Source organism: Allobosea sp. 05L423 (genome assembly GCF_056397745.1).
Genome location: NZ_JBFTOA010000005.1, coordinates 101,059 through 121,129, shown reverse-complemented (window position 1 = coordinate 121,129; position 20,071 = coordinate 101,059). Strand labels below are relative to the sequence as shown.

General features: G+C 66.2%; 19 protein-coding genes and 1 pseudogene. 10 read left to right on the top strand and 10 right to left on the bottom strand.

What is annotated here, in order from left to right:
• The 5 genes from AC1DNE_RS14810 to AC1DNE_RS14790 all read right to left on the bottom strand — a co-directional run bounded on the left by AC1DNE_RS14810 (window position 1) and on the right by AC1DNE_RS14790 (window position 4,931).
• Window positions 1-1,068: a Glu/Leu/Phe/Val family dehydrogenase gene (locus AC1DNE_RS14810; RefSeq protein WP_441469262.1), complete on the bottom strand. Its 1,068-nt coding sequence runs from the start codon at window positions 1,066-1,068 to the stop codon at window positions 1-3.
• Window positions 1,065-2,000 carry a DMT family transporter gene (locus AC1DNE_RS14805; protein WP_441469261.1) on the bottom strand — a complete coding sequence of 312 codons (936 nt, stop codon included), beginning with the start codon at window positions 1,998-2,000 and terminating at the stop codon, window positions 1,065-1,067. Before AC1DNE_RS14805 ends, AC1DNE_RS14810 begins: the two co-directional genes overlap by 4 nt.
• 8 nt (window positions 2,001-2,008) lie before the next feature.
• Window positions 2,009-2,734 carry an alanyl-tRNA editing protein gene (locus AC1DNE_RS14800; RefSeq protein WP_441469260.1) on the bottom strand — a complete coding sequence of 242 codons (726 nt, stop codon included), beginning with the start codon at window positions 2,732-2,734 and terminating at the stop codon, window positions 2,009-2,011.
• A gap of 97 nt (window positions 2,735-2,831) precedes the next feature.
• A complete protein-coding gene (locus AC1DNE_RS14795; RefSeq protein WP_441469259.1) occupies window positions 2,832-3,662 on the bottom strand; it encodes an AraC family transcriptional regulator in 831 nt (276 codons plus the stop codon).
• A 378-nt stretch (window positions 3,663-4,040) separates the two neighbouring features.
• Complete coding sequence (locus AC1DNE_RS14790; RefSeq protein ID WP_441469258.1) at window positions 4,041-4,931, bottom strand: GntR family transcriptional regulator; 891 nt, start codon at window positions 4,929-4,931, stop codon at window positions 4,041-4,043.
• 117 nt (window positions 4,932-5,048) lie between these two features.
• Here AC1DNE_RS14790 and AC1DNE_RS14785 point away from each other — a divergent pair, with 117 nt between their 5' ends.
• The 7 genes from AC1DNE_RS14785 to AC1DNE_RS14755 are packed head-to-tail and all read left to right on the top strand — an operon-like array spanning window position 5,049 to window position 13,657.
• A complete protein-coding gene (locus tag AC1DNE_RS14785) occupies window positions 5,049-6,314 on the top strand; it encodes a M20 family metallopeptidase (protein ID WP_441469257.1) in 1,266 nt (421 codons plus the stop codon).
• Between the two features lie 11 nt (window positions 6,315-6,325).
• A complete protein-coding gene (locus AC1DNE_RS14780) occupies window positions 6,326-7,879 on the top strand; it encodes an ABC transporter substrate-binding protein (protein WP_441469256.1) in 1,554 nt (517 codons plus the stop codon).
• A 19-nt stretch (window positions 7,880-7,898) separates the two neighbouring features.
• Entirely contained in the window at window positions 7,899-8,846 is a 948-nt protein-coding gene (locus AC1DNE_RS14775; protein ID WP_441469255.1) for an ABC transporter permease, read from the top strand.
• Window positions 8,839-9,663: an ABC transporter permease gene (locus AC1DNE_RS14770; RefSeq protein ID WP_441469254.1), complete on the top strand. Its 825-nt coding sequence runs from the start codon at window positions 8,839-8,841 to the stop codon at window positions 9,661-9,663. The genes AC1DNE_RS14775 and AC1DNE_RS14770 overlap by 8 nt, the downstream gene beginning before the upstream one ends.
• A gap of 3 nt (window positions 9,664-9,666) precedes the next feature.
• Entirely contained in the window at window positions 9,667-11,286 is a 1,620-nt protein-coding gene (locus AC1DNE_RS14765) for a dipeptide ABC transporter ATP-binding protein (RefSeq protein ID WP_441469253.1), read from the top strand.
• A 17-nt stretch (window positions 11,287-11,303) separates the two neighbouring features.
• Window positions 11,304-12,524, top strand: a complete 1,221-nt coding sequence (locus tag AC1DNE_RS14760; protein WP_441469509.1) for a M20 family metallopeptidase — start codon at window positions 11,304-11,306, stop codon at window positions 12,522-12,524.
• The gene (locus AC1DNE_RS14755; RefSeq protein WP_441469252.1) at window positions 12,521-13,657 is read left to right on the top strand and encodes a M24 family metallopeptidase; all 1,137 of its coding nucleotides are present in this window, start codon (window positions 12,521-12,523) and stop codon (window positions 13,655-13,657) included. The genes AC1DNE_RS14760 and AC1DNE_RS14755 overlap by 4 nt, the downstream gene beginning before the upstream one ends.
• A 165-nt stretch (window positions 13,658-13,822) precedes the next feature.
• Here AC1DNE_RS14755 and AC1DNE_RS14750 read toward each other — a convergent pair.
• The 3 genes and pseudogenes from AC1DNE_RS14750 to AC1DNE_RS14740 all read right to left on the bottom strand — a co-directional run.
• A pseudogene (locus AC1DNE_RS14750) lies at window positions 13,823-14,428 on the bottom strand (aminotransferase-like domain-containing protein); the annotation flags it as partial.
• 42 nt (window positions 14,429-14,470) lie between these two features.
• Window positions 14,471-15,262, bottom strand: coding sequence for a 2-keto-4-pentenoate hydratase (locus tag AC1DNE_RS14745; protein WP_441469251.1), 792 nt, complete (start codon window positions 15,260-15,262; stop codon window positions 14,471-14,473).
• A 59-nt stretch (window positions 15,263-15,321) separates the two neighbouring features.
• Complete coding sequence (locus tag AC1DNE_RS14740) at window positions 15,322-15,627, bottom strand: aminotransferase-like domain-containing protein (RefSeq protein WP_441469250.1); 306 nt, start codon at window positions 15,625-15,627, stop codon at window positions 15,322-15,324.
• Between the two features lie 9 nt (window positions 15,628-15,636).
• On the opposite strand from AC1DNE_RS14740, the gene AC1DNE_RS14735 reads away from it, so the two are divergent.
• Genes AC1DNE_RS14735 through AC1DNE_RS14725 form a run of 3 tightly spaced genes read left to right on the top strand, consistent with a single transcriptional unit; the run spans window position 15,637 to window position 17,685 of the window.
• The gene (locus AC1DNE_RS14735; protein ID WP_476765414.1) at window positions 15,637-15,990 is read left to right on the top strand and encodes an ABC transporter permease subunit; all 354 of its coding nucleotides are present in this window, start codon (window positions 15,637-15,639) and stop codon (window positions 15,988-15,990) included.
• On the top strand, window positions 15,980-16,786 hold the full coding sequence (locus AC1DNE_RS14730; protein ID WP_441469248.1) for an inositol monophosphatase family protein: 807 nt from the start codon (window positions 15,980-15,982) through the stop codon (window positions 16,784-16,786). The genes AC1DNE_RS14735 and AC1DNE_RS14730 overlap by 11 nt, the downstream gene beginning before the upstream one ends.
• Before the next feature lie 41 nt (window positions 16,787-16,827).
• Window positions 16,828-17,685 (top strand): inositol monophosphatase family protein, encoded by an 858-nt coding sequence (locus AC1DNE_RS14725; RefSeq protein WP_441469247.1) that lies wholly within the window; start codon window positions 16,828-16,830, stop codon window positions 17,683-17,685.
• 110 nt (window positions 17,686-17,795) lie between these two features.
• Here AC1DNE_RS14725 and AC1DNE_RS14720 read toward each other — a convergent pair whose 3' ends face one another.
• Together AC1DNE_RS14720 and AC1DNE_RS14715 are read right to left on the bottom strand one after the other, a co-directional pair.
• Entirely contained in the window at window positions 17,796-18,503 is a 708-nt protein-coding gene (locus AC1DNE_RS14720) for a GntR family transcriptional regulator (RefSeq protein WP_441469246.1), read from the bottom strand.
• A 90-nt stretch (window positions 18,504-18,593) separates the two neighbouring features.
• A complete protein-coding gene (locus AC1DNE_RS14715; RefSeq protein WP_476765413.1) occupies window positions 18,594-19,823 on the bottom strand; it encodes an MFS transporter in 1,230 nt (409 codons plus the stop codon).
• Window positions 19,824-20,071: the final 248 nt, after the last annotated feature.

Here is a 20,071-nt window from a genome sequence, read left to right as displayed (position 1 = left end):
TCAAGCTGCCAGCGCGTGCTGTCCGGCTCGAGCCCGCCCGAGCCGGGCCTGGGCGAGGCGCAGCGCGGCCGTCTGGGTCGGCAGGCCGTCCGCCTCCGCGCTCTCGAAGATCGCCCCCAGCGTGTCGCCGATGCCCGCGACGCCGCGATCGACGAAATCCTGATCGTAGCCGGCGCGCTCGGACGCGACGCGGATCATTCCGCCCGCATTGATCACGAAGTCCGGCGCGTAGAGGATGCCGCGGGCGCGCAGCTGCTCGCCATGCTCCTCGCGCGCAAGCTGATTGTTCGCCGCCCCGCCGACGACGCCGCAGCGCAGCCGGGCGATGCTCGCATCGTCCAGCACGGCGCCCATGGCGCAGGGCGAGAAGATGTCGACCTCGGCGGCATAGATCGCCTCGGGAGCCACGGCACGGGCCGAGAATGTCGCAACGGCCTTCGCGACACGGCTCTCGTCGACGTCGCTGACCACCAGCGACGCCCCCGCCTCGCGCAGAAGCTGGCAGAGATGCCAGCCGACATTGCCCAGCCCCTGGACGGCGACCGAGCGCCCGGACAGGCTCGTCGCGCGCCAGCGATGCCGCGCGGCCGCGTCCAGGCCGTGGAAGACGCCTAGCGCCGTCGTCGGCGACGGGTCGCCGCTGCCGCCGAGCTCGATCGGCAAGCCGACGACATGGCCCGTCGCCTTGCGGACCTCGGCGAAGTCGGCCACCGAGGTGCCGACATCCTCGGCCGTGATGTAGCGACCGCCGAGCCGCTCGACCGCCCGCCCCATCGCCATGAGAAGCTCCGGCGTCTTCTGCCGGCTGGGATCGCCGATGATCACCGCCTTGCCGCCGCCGAGATCGAGGCCCGCGGCGGCGGCCTTGTAGGTCATCCCGCGCGAGAGCCGAAGCACGTCGCGCAGCGCCGCCTGCTCGTCGGCATAGGGGTACATGCGGCAGCCGCCGAGCGCGGGGCCGAGCGCGGTGTCGTGGATCGCGATCAGAGCCTTCAACCCCGCCGCCTCGTCAGAGATGAACACCACCTGCTCGTGGTCGGCGAAGTCGTCGTGAGAAAAGACGGTCATGGCTTGAGCGCTCCGGCGGCTCGGGATGGGGAAGGGCGGCCGCTCGTCGCCGCGAGGCCGAAGCCGCACAGGATCATCGCGGCACCAACGAGGTGGAACGGCCGCACGGACTCGCCCAGCAGCAGGAAGGCGAGCATGGCGGTGAACAGGGCGACGAGGTGGAAGGAGGCCCCGGTGACGCTCGGACCCAGCGTCGCAACGCAGCGGTTCCAGATGACGAAGGCCAGCAGCGAGGCGAAGACGCCGATATAGAGCACTGCGGCGAGCGGGCCGGGCGCGATTGGGATCGCCGCGCCGCGTGCGAGTTCCCAGATCCAGAACGGCAGCAGCACGAAAAGCCCCGCCACCATCGTCGCCGCCAGGAAGAGGAGCGGATCGAGATCGGCGGGCCGCCGGCGCAGCAGCACCGAATAAACCGCGTAATTGGCGACCGCGAGCAGGACCAGCGGCTCGCCACCGCTGATGCCCAGCCGCGACAGGCTCGAGGGCTCGCCGCGCGCGACGATCCAGGTCACGCCCAGGAAGGAGATGGCGATGCCGGCAAGCGTGCGGGCCGAGACACGCTCTACCCCGAGTGCGAAAGCCGCCAGCGGCACCATCAGCGGCAGGGTCGAGTTGAGGAAGGCGACGCTGGCGGCGGGGGCACTCTGCAAAGCGAGATAGCCGAGCGCATTGTAGCCGGCGATGCCGAAGGCGCCGCAGGCCAGGACGAGCCAGCGGGCACGAAAGAGCGCCTGCCGCTGCGCGCTGAGCGCGCCGAGCACGAAGGGCGCCAGACAGGCGAGCGCGACGAGCCAGCGCCCGACCGCGAGCGAGACCGGCGGGAACGTGTCCGCGAGCGCCCGTCCGAGCACGAGGTTTCCGGCCCAGAAGAGGGGCGGCAGGGGCAGCAGCAGCAGCGGCTGGTCCCAGATGCGCCGGAGGATCGGCATCGCCGACCTCACAGCGCGCCCGCGAGGCCGATACGCAGACGCCGGTTGTGCCGGCCCTTGTTGTCGATCTTCAGGATGCGGATCGGCGGCGAGCCGCCGGTCGAGGCGAGATGGGTGCCCCCGCAGGCCTGACGGTCGAGGCCGACGATCTCGACGACGCGCACCTGCCCGTCCGCGGTCGGCGGCGGGGCGACCGAGCGCGAGCGGATCAGCCCCGGCTCCGCGAAGGCCGCGGCCTCGGGCAGATAGTCCTGCCGAATGGCGAGGTCTTGCCGGATGAGCGCATTCACCGGCTCCTCGATCGCGCGCAGGCGGTCGTTGTCAGCATCCGGGAGGTCGAAATCGATGCGCGCGGTGCCGTCCTCGTTCATCTGGACGCCGGTGACGAGCGCTCCGTCGAAGCTCTGGAAGACCACCGCGTTGACGATGTGCAGATCGGTGTGGAGCGCGCGCATCAGCTTGCGAAAAGTCGGATCTACCCGGGCTTCCACGGCGCCGGCTGGTAGTTCGATGGGGTCGCCGAGCATAAGCCGAAGCCGGCCTCCCTCGTTCTCGAAGCCGGCGACCGCGACCTCGCCACCGGCCCAGGCCAGTGCGCCGCGATCGGGCAATTGCCCGCCGCCGCCGGGATAGAACGGGCTCTCCGCGAGAACGACCCAGCCCGGTCCCGCCTCGACGACCTCAGTCGCGAGCGTCGGGACCTCCGGATTGTCGAGGCAGAAGTAGCGGGACATGAATCTCATCCTTTCCGCAGTGCCGACAGGGCATCTGCTCGGGGACGAGATTGGCGCGCCGAACCGCGCGGCTATTGGCGGAAATTGAGAACGCGGATCAGACGGTGGTCGCGCGCACCCATTGCAGCGGAGTGATGCCATAGCTGCGCTTGAAATGTCGCGTCAGCGCGCTCTGGTCATAGAAGCCGGCATCGAGGGCGGCGGCGGCGATGCTCGTGCCGCGGCCGAGCGCGGCGATGGCAGCCTTCAGGCGCAGTTGCGTAAGATACGCGTGCGGCGTCAGGCCCGTGGTGCGCTTGAAGACCGCGATCAACTGGAACGGAGTGAGCCCGACCGTGGCGCCGAGTTCCTCCAGCGTGAGTTCCTCCATGTGACGTTCGCGCATGATCTGGCGGACGTGGATGGCCTTGTTGGCATCGCGCGCCGGCAGCGACAGACTGGGCTCGCCGGCGGCGTGGCGCCGGATCAGGGCTCCGAAGCTGCGCAGCAACAGCTCGCGCTCCTCGAAAGGGTCGTTGCCATCGTCGAGAATGCGGTGCAGCTCGAGGAAGGCCTCGACCAGATCGGGATCCTGAAAGCTGTTGCGGCAGAAATAGGCGGTCGCATCGAGCCCGAGCGCGGCATTGAGCGTCTCGATCGCCGGGCGGGTCAGGTAGAGCCCGCGATAGCGCCAGCGCGGGCTCCAGCCCATGCGCCCGGAATGCGGCTCGTCGGGATTGAACACGAGCAGCGTCGAGGTCCCGGCCTCGTCGCTCCGTCCCCGGCTCTTGAACTCGGCGCCGCCGACCTCTGTCACCGCAACGACGAAGGCCTCGTGGCTGTGGGGCGCATAGTCGTGACTGGTGAAGTCGGCGACGAGACAGCTCAGGCCCGGAACCCGAGGGTCGCGCCAGTAGCGGGACGAATTGCGCAGGTCGGTACGGGCCAAGATCCGATCCGGTCGTCAGGAGAGCCGGGATCGTGCAACGATCGTGCCGAGATCGCAACCGAGAGGGGGCTACCGAGGACACGATGGGCAGCGCTCCAAAAGGGGCGCGATGAAGGCACTGGCAATGTCGGTCGGCAGTGGCTGCGAGATCATCGAGAGCGGGGCCTCATGCCATCGCTCTGCCGAGGCTGGCCCGCGCGAGGACATGACGCCGTGTGGCAAGGGGCCCGGCAGTGACGATGGCCATTGGAAGAGTGGCCTTCGGATGAGCGCCGATCCACAGTCCCGTTCACAACGGGGCGCTTGCGATCTTCCAGACGCCGGGCGCCTGAATGTCGGCTTCAAGGCCCTTCCGCTATGTCAGTTTCTGGCATGGACCTACCTGACTTCGTTGACATAGGCGTGCGCGGCAGTCGTCGCGCGATGCCACCCGAGGATCGTGGGCACGCCTGCCTGATCATATGCGACCTCGTCGATCGTGAGCACGGCTTCACGTCCGCCCAACTGGAGCAGCGTGATATCCTCGTCGCCGGCGAGGTCGGCGGTGATCTGCTCGCGAACCGCGGAGATCCGGATGCCGTAGCGCTCCAACAGATGGAGATAGAGCAAGGGCGGTAATTCGGCGGTGTCGTGTGGCCAGTCCGGCAGCCGCTCCTCCGCCATGACCAGCTTGTCGTGCATTATCGGGCGGCCGTCGACATGGCGGATGCGGTGGACCTTGATCACACCGCCGGTCCTGATCTGCAGCGCTTCGGCCTGTGCCTGCGTGGCGGGCAGGGTCTCGACGCCCAGGAACTGGCTGGTCGAGTGCACGAGGCTGCCATCGGCCCGGTGCAAGCGGAAATATTGGAAGAAGAAGCGCAGGCTGTGATGTGGGGTGCGCCCGGTCACGACCGTGCCGGTCTTGCGGCGACGGGAGAGCAGCCCCTCCGCGACGAGATCGCTCATGGCCCGGCGCACCGTGCCGACTGCGACCCCGAACCCCTGGGCCAAAGCCGTTTCATTGGGCAGCATCATGCCGGGCGGCCACTCGCCAACCAGGATGGCCTCCGACATATGCCGTTTCACGCGCTCATAGAGCGGCGCCGCCTCGCCAGCGCCGAAATTTGGCAGAACCGGCGCAGCCGCGCCGGCGCCATTGCCTGTTCCGGCGCCAGCGCTCGTCGCTTTTTTGGCATTGACAGGGGGCATGCCAGTCTGTCCTATTTCTATATAGTTTATATGAAAGAGGGGGGCCCGCAAATGGTATTGCCAGCTGCGGCGGTTCAAGTGCTCCATCGCAGATCGTGCCGGCGCTGGACAAGCGCGGCTTCGCTGGGCTGAGCGATGGCGGGAACCTCCTCTCCGCGACACCATGAGACTGCGCTGGCAGAGGCAGGCGGCTGGATGTCCGCCCATGTCGACGCTGCCGTCGCCGATCTCGGCCGGATGATCGCGGTCGATACCTCTTTCCCGCCCGGCCTCGGTTACGATGATTTCGCCGGGTTGATGGAAGAACTCGTTGCTCCGCTCGGCTTTGCGACCGAGCGCGTGGCTGTCCCCGAGGCACTCTGGCGCGTTCCGAATGGCCCCGCTGCTGGCCCGCGCACGAATCTGATCGCCAGCCACTCGAGCGGTCGGCCAGCCTGCGGCCTCTATTTCCATGTCGATACGGTGCCCGCCGCCGCCGGGTGGGAAACTGCTCCGCTGCGGTTGGAACGCGATGACGATCGCCTGATAGGGCTTGGCGCTGCCGACATGAAGGGCTGCATTGCCGCCGTGCTGCTGGCTCTGCGGGCGGCGCGGGTCTGCGGGGTGGCGCTCGCCTATGATCCGATGCTGCTCTTCTGCACCGACGAGGAGGGCGGTCTCTATCCCGGTATTCGCTATCTCGCCGAGCAGGGCCGGCTCCCCGATCACACGCTCAACTTCAACGGCAGTGCCGAGGCGCGGATCTGGGCAGGCTGCTTCGGTCTGTTCAACCTGCTCGTCCGGATCCACGGCCAAGCCGTCCATGCCGGCGAAGGCAATCGCAAGGGTTCCGGGCTCAATGCGATCGACGCCGCGCTGCCGCTGCTCAATGCGCTGACGGAACTGAAGGAAAAGGTCGCGACGCGTATCTCGGCCTTGCCGCCGCCGCCGGGCAAGCCGCCGCTCGCGGCCCAGCTCAATCTCGCCGCGATCTCGGGTGGAACGGCCGGCGGGCAGGTTCCGGCTCTCGTCGAGCTGACGGTCAACCGGCGCTATGCGCCCGAGGAGCGCTTCGAGGAGGCGCTCGCTGAGATCGAGGAGGTGATCCGCCGCAGCACGGCTGCCATGCCGGGCCTCTCGGTCGAAACGGCGCTGGTCGGTCATCTCATGCCGACCGCGGATCCGGCGGGGCCGCATTGGCCGCGCTGGCAGGCTGCCATGGGCGCTGGCTTCGGCTATGCGCCGGAAGAATTCCGGAAATGGGGCGCAGCAAGCTGTTCCGATTTCGGCTGGGTCCAGCGCGCCACCGGGCAGAGCGAAGTGCTGCTCGGCGGCCTCGGCCGGCCCGACCGCAACATCCATTCGCCCGGCGAATACACGACGGTGCCTGACATCGTCTCGCTGGCGAAGTCCGTGCTCGCCTATCTCGCCGTCGATTTCAGACCCGACATCAACCCCGATCTGCCCTCGTCCCAGAGCTGAAGGAGCGTTCCATGCCGAGCATCCATCGTCGCGATTTCCTCGCCGCCTCCGCTGCTCTGAGCGGCCTTGCCATATCCGGCCTGCCGGCCTTCGCGCAGACACCGCGGCGAGGCGGCACGCTGCGCGTCAGCGTCGACCAGGCGGTTGCGAAGCTCAATCCGCTCGTCACCCGCGTGAACCCGGAATACCTCGTTGCCGAGTTGCTCTATTCCGGTCTGACGCGGCTCAAGGTCGACATGAGCGCCGAGCCTGATCTGGCCGAATCCTGGACCAACTCGGCCGATCTGACCGAGTGGACCTTCGTCCTGCGCAAGGGCCTGACCTTCCATGACGGCTCGCCTTGCACGGCCGCCGACGTGGTTGCGACCTTCGAGGCTATCCTCGATGCGAAGACGGCCTCGCCGGCGCGCCAGAATGTCGGCCCCATCGCCAAGGTTGCGGCCAAGGACGATACTACCGTCGTCTTCACGCTCTCGGCGCCCTTCGCTGACCTGCCGGTGACGCTGGCCTACACCAACGCCAAGATCGTGCCGGCCGCCGTGATCAAGGGCGGGCTGGAGAAGCTCGACCGCCAGGCGATCGGCACCGGTCCGTTCAAGCTCGTCTCCTTCGAGCCGGAGCGGCAGATCGTCGTCACCCGCAACGACGCTTATTACGACAAGGCCCGGCCTTATCTCGACAAGATCGAGGTCGTGGTCTTCCCGGATGTCAGCGCGGAGGCTTCCGCGCTGATCGTGGGCGACACCGACCTGATCTCCACGACGCCGCCGACCGAATTCGGGCGCCTGCAGAAGGCGAACGGCGTCAAGGCGTTGCGCGTGCCTTCGGGCCAGTTCTGCAATGTCAATTTCGGTTGCGACCAGAAGCCCTTCAACGACGTGCGCGTCCGCCAGGCCTTGGCGCTCACCGTCGACCGCGCCGCGATGGTCGATTTTGTCACCGAGGGCTTCGGCTCGCCGGGCAACGACACGCCGCTAAGCCCCGCTTATCGCTTCTACGCCGACCTGCCGGCCAAGAAAGCCGATATCGCCAAGGCCAAGGCGCTGCTCGCGGAAGCCGGCTATCCGAAAGGACTCGAGGCGACGCTGATCGCATCCGACCGGCCGGGCCAGCGCACCCAGCTCGCCGTGGCGCTACGCGAGATGGCCAAACCCGCCGGCTTCGACATCAAGGTCGAGACCATGCCGCACGCGACCTATCTCGACCAGGTCTGGAAGAAGGGCTCGTTCTATGTCGGCTTCTACAACATGCAGGCGACGGCCGACGCCATCTTCTCTCTGCTCTACACCTCCAACGCCGCCTGGAACGAGACGCGCTGGAACAACACCGCGTTCGACAAGCTGATTTTCGAGGCGCGCGCCACGGTCGACGAGGCCAAGCGCCGGGCGCTCTACGCCGAGGCACAGAAGCTGATGTATGACGAGGTTCCATCGATCATCCCGGCCTTCTTCGATCTGCTCGGCGCGCAGCGCGAATGGGTGCAGGGCTATCAGCTCCATCCGCGCGGCGCGGTCTTCCGGCTCGATTTCGTCTCGCTCGGCGCCAACGCGCCGAAGCGCGGCTGAACGAAGCGGGGCAGCGGGCGTGTCGCCGGCCTATATCCTCAAGCGGATCCTGTTGATCGGTTATACGCTCCTCGTCGTGTCGCTGATCGTCTTCGCGATCACCCAGATCCTGCCGGCGGATGCCGCCGTCATGATGCTGGGCGAAAATGCGACGCCGGACGCGCTGGCCGCCCTGCGCGTCAAGATGGGGCTGAACAACCCCATCTGGATGCAGTATCTGCACTGGCTCGGCGGGGTCGTCAGGGGCGATTTCGGCGTATCGATGCGCACCGGCCAGCCGGTCGCGCCGGCCATGCTGGAAGCGCTCGGCCGCTCGCTGTTGCTCGCCTTGTTCTCGATTCTGCTGATGCTGGCGGTCGCGATCCCGCTCGGCATCGTCGCGGCTGTCAGGCGGGGCAGGGCGGCCGATCTCGGCGTCAGCTTTCTCTCCTATATCGGCGTCTCGCTGCCGGAATTCGTCACGGCGACGCTGGTCGTACTTGTGCTGGCCGATTGGCTGCAATGGCTGCCGGCGACAGGCTATGTGCCGCTGACCGAGGACCCGCTGCGTGGCCTGAAGCACCTCGTCCTGCCGGTGCTGACGGTGTCGCTGATCCTGATCGCGCATGTCTCGCGCATGGTGCGGTCGGAACTCGTCGACGTGCTGCATTCCGACTATATCCGCGCCGCCCGGCTGAAAGGGCTGTCGAAGCGGCAGGTACTGTTCAAGCACGCGCTGCGCAATGCGCTGCTGCCGACCATCACCATCGTCGCGCTCGATGTCGGTTATCTGCTCGGTGGCGTCATCGTGGTCGAGGAGATCTTCGCGTTGCCCGGCATCGGGCGCCAGCTCATCGTCGCGATCCAGGCGCGCGACCTACCCTCAATCCAGGCGGGCGCGCTGATCATGGCGACGACTTATGCCATCGCCAATTTCCTCGCCGACATCGCCTATGCCTGGCTCGACCGGAGGATCCAGTATGATTGAGATCCTCAAGCGCATGCTGCGTTCGCCGCAAGGCGCGCTCGGCCTCGTCATCGTCGGCCTCATCCTGCTCGTCGTGATCGTCGGGCCATGGTTTGCGCCCTACGACCCCGAGAAGATGGCGCCGCTGATGCGCTATAAGCCGCCGAGCGCCCAGTTCTGGCTCGGCACCGACCAATACGGGCGCGATATCCTGAGCCGGCTGCTGCACGGCGCCCGCGCCACCGTCGTCATGGCCGTGCTGGCGACTGCGCTGGGGACGCTTGTCGGTGCCGTCATCGGCACGGTCTCGGCCTTCTTGGGCGGGCGCAGCGACGAAGCGATCATGCGCACCGTCGATGCGATCATGTCGATCCCGAGCCTGCTGCTGGCGCTGCTGATCGTGAACCTGCTCGGTAAGAGCAGCAGCAATGCACTGCTCGCGATCGCGCTCGCCTTCGCGCCCGGCATGGCCCGCGTGACGCGCTCTGTCGCACTCGCCGTGCGCAAGCAGGATTACGTGAATGCGGCGATCGCGCGGGGCGAAAGCGCGGCCTTCATCGTCTGGCGCGAGATGCTGCCGAATGTGGTGGCGCCGATAATCGTCGAGATGACGATCCGCGTCGCCTTCGCCGTAATGCTGTTCGCGACGCTCTCCTTCCTGGGGTTGGGCGCCCAGCCCCCGGCCTCCGAATGGGGGCTGATGGTCGCCGAAGCCCGCCGCTTCATGCATCTGAGCGCCTGGATGATCCTGTGGCCGAGCCTCGCCGTCGCGCTCGTCGCGATCGGCTTCAACCTGCTCGGCGACGGGCTGCGCGATGCGCTCAACCCGAGGACCTGAGCGATGAGCGAACCGATCCTCGACATCGCCGGCTATGGTCTCGACTACGCGACGCCGGCCGGCTTCACCCGCGCCCTCGACGATGTGTCTCTATCTGTCGCCAAGGGCGAGGTGCTCGGCCTTGTCGGCGAATCCGGCTCCGGCAAGACCTCGCTCGCCTGGGCGATCATGCGCTACCTGCCCGCGACCGCCCGCGAGGCGGGCAGCATCCGCCTGACCGGGCAGGACCTGCTCAAGGCATCCGAAGCCGAGATCGACGCGATCCGCGGCAAGCGCATCGGCATGGTCTTCCAGGACCCGAGCACCTCGCTCAACCCGACGCTGCCGCTCGGCGAGCAACTCGCCGAGGTGCTGGTGCGCCATCGCGGCCTGACGCGCCGGCAGGCCTGGGCCGAGGGCGAGGAGCGCCTCGCCCATGTCGGGCTGAAGGTGCCCCGGCAGATGATGCGGCGCTATCCGCATGAGGCTTCCGGCGGCGAGAAGCAGCGCGTCGTCATTGCCACCGCCTTCGCCTGCCTGCCGGAATGCATCATCTTCGACGAGCCGACCACGGCGCTGGACGTTATCACCGCCCGGCAGATCCTCGACCTGTTCAAGGAACTGCAGGAGGAAACCGGCGTCGCCTCGCTCTATATCTCGCATGATCTCGCACTGGTTTCGCAGATCGCCACGAAGGTCGCGGTGATCCATCGTGGCAGAATCGTCGAGAAGGGCGCCGTCGGCGACGTCTTCGCTCGACCGCAGGACGCCTATACGAAAAAGCTGCTGGCCGCCGTACCGCGGCCGGACCACCGGCTGGTCGACACGGAGGCACCCGTAGCGGCCAAGCCGCTGGTCGAGGTCGAGAAGGTCAGCGTGCTCTATGGCCGCAAGCCCTTCCTCGCCGGCCTGCTCGGCCGGGCGAATACGCAATTCACTGGCAATCGCGAGGTCAGCCTGTCGGTGATGCCGGGCGAAATCCTCGGCATCGTCGGCGAATCCGGCTCGGGCAAGTCGACGCTGGCAAAGGCGATGACGGGGCTCAATCGCTTTGAGGGCGAGATCCGCTTCGCCGGCCGCCGCATCACCGGCCTCGGCGATATGGACCGGGCCTATCGCCGCGACGTCCAGATCATCTTCCAGCATCCGGATTCCTCGCTCAATCCGCGCCAGCGCATCCGCGAGATCCTGTCGCGACCGCTTGCGCTCTACGGCGAGCCGGGCGCCCGCCGGGACGCGGCTGCGATAGGCGAATTGCTGGAGCAGGTTCGACTGCCGGCGGCTTATGCCGAGCGCTATCCGCACCAGCTTTCCGGCGGCGAGAAGCAGCGCGTTGCCATCGCGCGCGCCTTCGCCTCCAAGCCGAAGCTGGTGATCTGCGATGAGATCACCTCGGCGCTCGACGTCTCCGTGCAGGCCTCCGTGGTGGAGCTCCTGGTCGATCTGCAGAAGCGCTTCGGCACGGCCTATCTCTTCATCACCCACGATCTCAATCTGGTGCGCCAGATCGCCCACCGGATCGCGGTGATGTACCGCGGCGACCTCGTCGATCTCGTCGATATAGCGGCGCTCTCGACCGGCCCCCTCCACCCCTACACCCAATCCCTGCTCGAAGCCGTGCCCGCCCCGGCCACGGCCGCCTGACATTCGAGGCCATGACCATGAACCCCCGCGACCTGATCCATTCGCTCGACGAGAAGGCCTGCCTCGCGCTCCTCTCGGACTGGGCGAAGCACAAGAGCTATTCGGAGACCGAGGGCGAGAAGGCGCTGGTCCGCCACGTCGTCGGCCAGATGAAGGCGATGGGCATCGAGGCCGAAGAGCAACCCTTCGACGAGGGGCGCCGCGCCAATGCCATCGGTCGCTGGAAGGGCACCGGCGGGGGCAAGAGCCTGCTGTTCAACGGCCATCTCGACACCAATCCAGCGACCGAGGGCTGGACCGTCGATCCCTGGGGCGGCCTGGTCGACGACGAATTCATCTACGGCATCGGCGTCTCCAACATGAAGGCGGGCGATGCCGCCTCCTATTGCGCGGTCAAGACCCTGCTCGATGCCGGGGTGAAGCTGAAGGGCGATGTGATCCTGACCTATGTCGTCGGCGAGTTGCAGGGCGGCGTCGGCACGGTGGCGGCGATCCGCAACGGCATCCGCGCCGATTATTTCGTCAACAGCGAGCCGACGGACGTGCAGGCCGTTACGATGCACGCCTGCGCCTTCTCCTTCGTGATCGAACTCACCGGCAATACCCGTCACCTCTCCAAGCGCGAGCAGGCGGTCGATGCTATCATGGCAGCCTGCGACCTGATCCCGCGGCTCAACGCGATGACGTTTTCCGGCGCGCCCTCGCCCGAGCATGAATCGATCAACCGCGTCCATGTCGGCGTCGTTCATGGCGCGCTGGGCAAGGAGCTACACGAATGGCGCGCGCCGCAGGTGGCGGATTACTGCAAGCTCAAGGGCTCTGGCCGCTATGCGCCCGGGCAGACGCAAGAGGGCGCGCTCGCCGACATGAAACACGAGCTCGCCGCGCTGGAGCAGCGTTTCCCGGGTCTGAAGACCGCGATCCGTATCGAGAAGAAGGAAGGGCATCAGTCGATGCCGGCCTTCGAGGTCGCCAAGGACGCGCGCATCGTGAAGACCGTCAACGCCGCCTATGAGGCGGTGCGTGGGGAGACGCAGCCGACGGGGGCGATCAAGCCGCCGGGTTTCTTCGGCACCGATGCCGGCCACCTCTATGCCGAGGCCGGCATGGAAGGCATCGTCTGCGGGCCGGGCGGGCGCTACAACACCATGCCCGACGAGCGCGTCGAGATCCGCGATTTCCTCGACATGGTCCGCATCTACATGCTGACCATCCTCGATATCTGCGAGGTGGCGTGAGGCCACTCTTCACGCGTGAGGAGTTCGCAGGGCGGGTCGCCAAGGCCCGCCTCGCGATGGCCGAAGCGGGCGCCGAACTGCTGCTCGTCGACCATGCCGAGTTCCTGGCCTGGCTGACCGGCTACACCGTCTCCGAGACGATGTACCGCGCCGCCTTCCTGCCGCGCGAGGGCGAGCCCTGGTTCGTGCTGCGCGAGCTCGATGCCGGGCCCTGCCGCGATGCCTGCTGGTTCACCGACATCGTCGGCTTCCCGGACACGGCCGAGCCGCAGGCCGTGATGGCCGAGGAAATCCGCCGCCGCGGCTTCGCGCAGGCCGGGATCGGTGCCGATCACGCTTCGTATGGCTTCACCATGCAGACGCGTGAACGCTTCGGCGCGCTGCTGCCCGATGCGTCCTTCATCGACCTGCCGTGCGCGAGCGACTTGCTACGGGCCGTGAAGTCGCCGGCGGAAATCGCCTTGATCGCGGACGCCGCGGGCATTGCCGACAAGGCGATGGCCGCCATCGCCGCGCAGGCCGAACCGGGAATCTCGCCGCGCGCCGCGGCCGCCATCGCCGCGGCCTGCTTCCTGGAGAACGGCGCCGATAGCGGGGAGACCGGGCCGATCGTGCCGGGCGTGGGCAATCACGAATTCCTGCACGGCATGATGACCGCCCATCCGCTCGGCGACGGCGACATCCTGCATGTCGAGCTGATCCCGAAGGTGCGCAATTACGGCGCCCGGCTGATGCGGCCGCTGCTGATCGGCACGGACCGGCGCGGCCTGTCGCCGGTCGCCGAACGACTCGTGGCCTTGCAGGACCGGCAGATCGCTGCGATGCGGTCGGGAGCGCGCGCCTGCGATATCGACGCGATCCTGCGCGACGGCGTGCTCACCGAGCGCTTGCGCCCAGTGTACGACAACGTCACCGGCTATGCGCTCGGCCTGTACGGCCGCACGCCTCGTACCAGCGATTTCTCCCGTGTCTTCCTGCCGAATGCCCGCTGGCGTCTCGAAGCCGGCATGGTCTTTCACATGTACGTCTCGGCCGGGGGGCTGGGTTTCAGCGAAACCGTTGTCGTCGAAGCCGACGGCGGAAGGCGGTTGACCTCCACGGCGCGCAAAATGCTCCCGGCCGGCCCAAACTAAACCGCGACATTTTCGCCCTTGCCTACGTCTGGAGCTAATTTGTCCGACGTAGCAAGGAGCCGCGGGAGCAGGCGTCCGCTTTCCGGCATTGATCCAATGCCGGCATTTGGCGCTTCTTCGTCGCCTCAGGCCGATCTTGATCGGCGGGATGCGCTCGCCCTCCAAGCGGATCTCACGATAGGGCGAGTCCTCGAGGATGATCAGGTCATGGGCGTTGGCGATCTCCACCAGCCGCTTGCGCCGCGCCAGGCTCATGGTGACGCCGGTCGGGTTCTGGAAATCCGGGACCGTGTAGATGAACTGCGCCCCCGGATTAGCCTTCAGCGCCGCATCGAGCGCCTCGACATCCATGCCGTCCCCGTCCATGCCGACCGTGACATAACGCGGCTCGCAGGGGTTGAAGGCGATCAGCGCACCAAGGAAGGTCGGGTCCTCGACGACGATGATGTCGTCCTTGTCGATCAGCATCTTGGCGACGAGGTCGAGCCCCTGTTGGCCCCCCTGCAGGATCAGGACCTCGTCGGCGGTGCAGGGCACGCCATCCCGCGTCATCCGTTCGGCGATCTGGCGGCGCAGCAGCGGCATGCCGTTCGACACGGTGTATTGCAGCGCCTCCTGCCCGTTCTCGGCGAGCGTTTTGCGGAAAACCTGGTCCAGCCCCTCGATCGGAAACAGCGAGGCGTCGGGATAGCCGCCGCCGAAGGAGATCACGTCGGGATCGGCGCCGAGGCGCAGGAGCTCGCGGATGGCGGAGGGCTTGACCCGGCTCATCCGGGCGGCGAGGCGATGCGTCATGGCTTTTGTCTCCGGCGCTCAGGCAGCCGCGGCAGTGACGTCGAGCTCGACGGCGCCGACGCCAGCGAGTTCGAAGCGATAGGTTTCGCCTTCGGTGGGGAAACGGGTGGTGACGAGGCTTCCGGTCATCACGATCTCGCCGGCGCGCAGGCTCTGCCCCTTCGCCGCCAGCGCATTGGCCAGCCAGGCGAGCGACGCGAAGGGATGGCCGAGGACGTCGCGGCCATGGCCGCGGTCGAGCTCGCTGCCATTGCGGCTGACCACGCCGGAGACGGCATCGAGCGCCGGCCAGCTGCTGCGGAATTCCGAGAGCACCACGCCGCCATTCCACGAATTGTCGGCAACAAGCGAGAGCACGTCGAGCTCGGCATAGTCGGCCGCGCGGTCGTCGATGATCTCGAAGGCCGCGCAGACCCCGGCGACATGGGCCGCGATGCTCTCCGGCGTCCAGGCCGGGCCTCCGCTCGGAAGATCGCTGCCCATGCGCACCGCGATCTCGAATTCGAGACCCATGCGGCCATAATCGGCGATTGCGACGCGCGCGCCCGAATGGTGCAGCCGGTCGGCCAGCACGACGCCGGCGATCGGCTGGTCGATGCCGCACATCACCTGCATGCGCTGCGAGGTCAGGCCGATCTTGTAGCCGACGGCTGCACCGCAGCGCGGCTTCAAGAGCGAGACATAGTGCTCTTGCACGTCATAGGCATCATCGAGCGAGGTGATGCCGTTAGCCGCGGCGAAGGGGCGGAACTTCTCCTTCCGATCATGATCCCCGATCAGCCGCGCGGCCAAGCCACCCCTGTCCATCATCAGGTCCTCCTGACCCGGCCCTGTTGCTGCCGGGGTGAAACGATCGATTCCCAGGAGCCCTAAGCGGCAGCCATGACCTCGGCGAAGCGCCGCACGGCCGGGATTATGCGTTCAGGCACGGTATTGCCGAAGCCGAAGACGAAACCTGTCGCCGTCCGGTCCTGCAAGCGGTAGCGCGAGAGGGCTGGCGCATCGATGCCGCGCTGCCTCGCCGCATTGGTGATGGCGGCGTCGTCCAGTGGTCCCAGCGCATGGGCCGTCAGGTGCAATCCTGCTGTGACGTCGGGAATGAGCAGCCGGTCTCCGAGGGTTTGCCTGAGGGCATCGACCAGGATCGGCGCCCGCTCGCGATAGATGAGCCGCATGCGCCTGACATGCTTCGCGAGAACGCCTGCGGCATGTCCGCCCTCCAGGTCCAGCGCCTGATTGTGCTGCCGATCGCGCTCCGGCTCATGCTGCCCGCCTACAGCAACCAGGCGATCGGCATGCTGAAAGGCACCTCGCTCGCCAGCACGATCACGCTGATGGAGTTGACCGGCGTCGCCAACACCATCGTCGCCAGCACCTTCTCCCCCTACGAGGTCTTCATCATGGCGGCGCTGATCTACCTCGCGATCACGCTCGTGATCACGCGTTGCTTCAAATACCTCGAATACGCGCTCGGCAAGCACCAGCGCCCGCTCGAGAGCGCAGCTGCAATTCCCGGACAGGTCCGCCATGCCGACTAGCGATATCAGGAACTTCATCGCCTTCGCCCAAGGGCTGGCCGAGGCGAGCGGCACGATCATCCGCAATGCCGCCCGCCACAACAACGCCTTCGTCTCCAAGGGCGACGACAGCCCGGTCACCGAGATCGATCGTCGCGTCGAGACCGAACTGCGCCGCCGCATCGAGAAGGCTTTTCCGCAGCACGGCATCCAGGGCGAGGAATTCGGCGCGCAGGCGACCGATGCCGAGTATGTCTGGGTGCTCGACCCGATCGACGGCACCAAGGCCTTCGTCGCCGGCATCCCGGTCTTCGGCACCCTGATCGCGCTCACCCGCCGCGGTACCCCGATCCTCGGCGTCATCGACCAGCCGATGACGCGAGAGCGCTGGATCGGCGCCGAGGGTTACCCGACCACCCTGAACGACATCCGCGTCGCGACCTCCGGCCGCAAGTTCCTTGCCGAATCTGTTCTCGCGACCAGCAATATCGAGCTCTATGACGCCGAGACCCTGCCTGTCTTCCAGGCCCTGCGCTCGTCGGTGCATTGGTGCGTCTATGGCGGGAGCTGCTATTCCTACGGGCGGCTCGCCTCGGGCGGGATCGACATCGCGATCGACCGCTTCACCACCCCGCACGACGTGCTCGCCCATGTTCCGGTTATCGCCAATGCCGGTGGCGTCATCACCGACTGGGACGGTGCCCCGCTGACCCTGCATTCGAGCGGGCACTGCCTCGCCGCGGCCAATCCCGAGTTGCATCAGGTGGCGCTGAACCGGATCGCCGCCCCGCGCACCGGGATCATGCCGGCCGCCTGAGCCGACCGACCAGAGCATCCATTTCAGCCAGGCTAGCCATCATGACCACCAAGCCCCAGATCCGTCGCGAGATCGTCGAGGCCATGAAAGAGGCCGCGCGCATCGGCGGCGCCTCGCTCGCCGAGAATTTTGCCCGTCTCTCGGCCCTGCCCATCCTGGAAAAGGGCCCGTCCGATTTCGTCTCCGCCGCCGATATCGAATCCGAGCGCCTGATCGTCGCCTATCTCAATGAGAAACTGCCCGAGGTCGCGGTGCTCGGCGAGGAGGGCGCCGCATCCCCGGATGCAGGCAACGGGCTCAGGATCATCATCGACCCGCTCGACGGCACCAACAATTTCCTGCACGGCATGCCGCAATTCTCGGCCTCGCTCGCCCTGATGGAAGGCGACGAGGTCACGGCGGGCGTGACCTATAATCCACTCAGCGGCGAGATGTCCTGGGCCGCAGCCGGAGAAGGCGCCTATCTCGGCGACAGGAGGCTGAATGGCTCCAGCCGCAAGTCCCTCGCCCATGCGGTCGTTGGAACCTGCTTCCCCTATAATGGCAAGGGCGACACCGAAAAGGCGGCCCGAGAGATGGCCGCGATCATGCCCCGCGTCTCGGGCATCCGCAGCCCCGGCTCGGCCGCGCTGGAGATTGCCTATGTCGCGGAAGGCCGCTTCGACGGCTTCTGGACCTCAGGCGCAAAGCTCGATCTCTGGGACCTCGCCGCCGGGGTGATTATCGCACGGGAGGCCGGATGCCTCGCGACCGAGATCGACGGCGACGGTGATCCGCTCCAGTGCAGGAGCCTTGTCGTCGCCCCGCGCCAATTCCACAGCCACTTCATCGAGATCTTTCGCTCGGCCTGTGCAGACGAGGCGCTGGATGGAGCAGCCCTCTTAGCCGAGCCGCGATAACAATGTCTGGTTTATGGCAACCTCTCAATATCCGTAGTTGGCGCAACGCCGCTATGAAACGTCTCATCAGGCCGGTCCAGAATTTGCCTCACCGGCAATGTTGTGGTCGCTCAGGCTGAAAAGACAGGCTTGTCAGCAAAGCCACTATGTCGTCGCATCATGCGGCCGACGACACGGTCTCTTGAAACCTTCACATGCCGGGCCACAGCGTCCCGCGCAGCAGCAGCATCTCGTCGCGCGAGAGCATCGATGATTTCGTCGTGATCGTGCCGAACCTCATCGCCATCCTCGACTGCGCCAAGGTCGGCAAACAGTAGACGCTGCATCTCGTCCATGGTCTGGCCGATTGCACGAGAGAGCCTGCTGTTGTCCGCGATCTGCGCAATTCCCTCATGGAATTCTTGATTGGCTCGCATAAAGGCGCGGTAGCTCGCTTGATTGCCGACTTCCAACTCCACGGATGACAATCGCCGCATTGTCTCGACATGGCTGTCGGCAATGCGGGGGGCGGCAAGTTCTGCCGCCGAACATTCCAGGATCAGGCGCATCTGGATCAGCTCGTGAAAGTCGCGGAGCGTAAGCTCCGTTACGCTGTAGCCGCGACGAGGAATGACGCGAACAAGGCCATCCTGCCTGAGCCTCGATAGTGCCTCGCGCAATGGCGACGTGCTGACCTTGAAGCGAGAAACAAGGTCCGATTCATTGAAGACAGACCCTTGAGCGATCTCCCCCAGAACGATCGCGGCTCGCAGCTCCTCATAGACGCGATCGGCCAGGGAGATCTTTCCCTCCGTTTTCGCATCGGTCTTCGCCAGCATCACCCTGTCCTCTGCGGGTTGCGAATCGCGGTACGTGATGTACCGCGACTGCGTGTCTTGCCTAAAAGTCGGCCTCGTTGAGACAGCACGTCAAGCACTGCGTCCGGCGAAGAAGCGCCGCACGATCAGGATCAGCACCAACGCCGCAAAAGCCTCGACAATCGAGACAGCCATGAGGCCAGGTGCAATGTTGCCGGTGGCGTCCTTCAGCAGGCCCAGGCCATAGGGGGCAAGAAAGCCGCCGAGGTTGCCGAACGAGTTGATGATCGCGATGCCTGCTGCCGCGGCGGTCCCCGCGAAGAGCTTGCTCGGCAGTTGCCAGAAGACAGGAATTGCACCGTACGCGCCCGCGAGAGCCAACGCGAACATGACAAACACGAGCTGTGGCGAGGAATGAAGAACGGCGGCAATGCCAGCCAACCCTAGTGCGCCCGCGGCCAGCGAGCCGATGCACTGCCAAAGCGGACGCCCGGTGCGATCGGCCATCAGCCCATTGCCGATCATGACTGCTGAGCCGATGAGCGAAGCGCCTGAGACCAGCCAGCCAATCGTGGCCACATTTGCAAATCCGGCCTCGCGCATGATCGTTGGCCCCCAGAATGCGACGGTGGCGTTCGCGACGATAACGCAGAAGTAGACAAGCGTGAAAATCCACAGGCGGGGGTCGCGCAGCGCCGTTGAAAGCGCGTGCTCCCGCTGGCCCAGCATTCGCGCGTCACGATCAAGATCGCTTCGAACCGCGAAGCGCTCGTCGTTGGTCAGCCAATGTGCCTGCTCCAGTCGGTCAGTAAGCCAAAGCAGGGCGGCGAGCCCGATAAGGATGGTCGGTGCACCCTCGACAATGAATAACCATTGCCAACCAGAAAGCCCGCCCCAGCCCTGCATCGATGTCATGATCAGCCCGGCCAGCGGGCCGCCAATCACGCCCGACAAGGCGACCGAAGACATGAAAATGCCGAAGACCTTTGCCCTGCGTTCCGTCGGGAACCATGTGGTGAGGTACAAGATCACTCCTGGGAAGAAGCCGGCCTCGAAAGCGCCGAGTAGAAAACGCAACACGTAAAAGGTCGCGGGTGTTGTCGCGGATGCCATCGCTATGCAGACAGCTCCCCAGCCAATGGCGATGCGCGCGATCGTCTTTCGTACCCCGATTTTCTGCAGCAGCAAGTTGCTCGGGACCTCAAACAGTAAGTATCCGATGTAGAAGATGCCGGCACCAAGACCATAGATCGCCTCCGAAAACCGGAGTTCGTCCGCCATCTGCAGCTTCGCGAAGCTGACGTTCACGCGGTCGACCCAGGCAAGCACCCAAAGAACCATGATCAGCGGGATCAGGCGCCAGAAGATCCTGCATAGGCACCGTCCAGCAGCGCATCCCGAGAGCGGGCGGCGACACCCACCAATGATGTTTCGGCCATGTGAAATTCCCCTCAGCGGCCTTTCGCCAGCATATGCTGGACAGGCTTGATTTGTGGGGCATTAAAAAAACATCATGAATCTGCGAGGCGAGTCAAGCGCCCTCAACAAGGGCCTCAGGCAGAAGGATAGGGGGATTGACGCCTGCAATT

Excerpts from the sequence above, each read along its gene's own strand:
- AC1DNE_RS14810 (WP_441469262.1), bottom strand. The coding sequence starts at position 1,068 with ATGACCGTCTTTTCTCACGACGACTTCGCCGACCACGAGCAGGTGGTG.
- AC1DNE_RS14800 (WP_441469260.1), bottom strand. The coding sequence starts at position 2,734 with ATGTCCCGCTACTTCTGCCTCGACAATCCGGAGGTCCCGACGCTCGCG.
- AC1DNE_RS14725 (WP_441469247.1), top strand. The coding sequence starts at position 16,828 with ATGACCACCAAGCCCCAGATCCGTCGCGAGATCGTCGAGGCCATGAAA.
- AC1DNE_RS14730 (WP_441469248.1), top strand. The coding sequence starts at position 15,980 with ATGCCGACTAGCGATATCAGGAACTTCATCGCCTTCGCCCAAGGGCTG.
- AC1DNE_RS14780 (WP_441469256.1), top strand. The coding sequence starts at position 6,326 with ATGCCGAGCATCCATCGTCGCGATTTCCTCGCCGCCTCCGCTGCTCTG.
- AC1DNE_RS14715 (WP_476765413.1), bottom strand. The coding sequence starts at position 19,823 with ATGGTTCTTTGGGTGCTTGCCTGGGTCGACCGCGTGAACGTCAGCTTC.
- AC1DNE_RS14760 (WP_441469509.1), top strand. The coding sequence starts at position 11,304 with ATGAACCCCCGCGACCTGATCCATTCGCTCGACGAGAAGGCCTGCCTC.
- AC1DNE_RS14745 (WP_441469251.1), bottom strand. The coding sequence starts at position 15,262 with ATGATGGACAGGGGTGGCTTGGCCGCGCGGCTGATCGGGGATCATGAT.
- AC1DNE_RS14805 (WP_441469261.1), bottom strand. The coding sequence starts at position 2,000 with ATGCCGATCCTCCGGCGCATCTGGGACCAGCCGCTGCTGCTGCTGCCC.
- AC1DNE_RS14735 (WP_476765414.1), top strand. The coding sequence starts at position 15,637 with ATGCTTCGCGAGAACGCCTGCGGCATGTCCGCCCTCCAGGTCCAGCGC.
- AC1DNE_RS14785 (WP_441469257.1), top strand. The coding sequence starts at position 5,049 with ATGTCCGCCCATGTCGACGCTGCCGTCGCCGATCTCGGCCGGATGATC.
- AC1DNE_RS14765 (WP_441469253.1), top strand. The coding sequence starts at position 9,667 with ATGAGCGAACCGATCCTCGACATCGCCGGCTATGGTCTCGACTACGCG.
- AC1DNE_RS14770 (WP_441469254.1), top strand. The coding sequence starts at position 8,839 with ATGATTGAGATCCTCAAGCGCATGCTGCGTTCGCCGCAAGGCGCGCTC.
- AC1DNE_RS14720 (WP_441469246.1), bottom strand. The coding sequence starts at position 18,503 with ATGCTGGCGAAGACCGATGCGAAAACGGAGGGAAAGATCTCCCTGGCC.
- AC1DNE_RS14740 (WP_441469250.1), bottom strand. The coding sequence starts at position 15,627 with ATGCGGCTCATCTATCGCGAGCGGGCGCCGATCCTGGTCGATGCCCTC.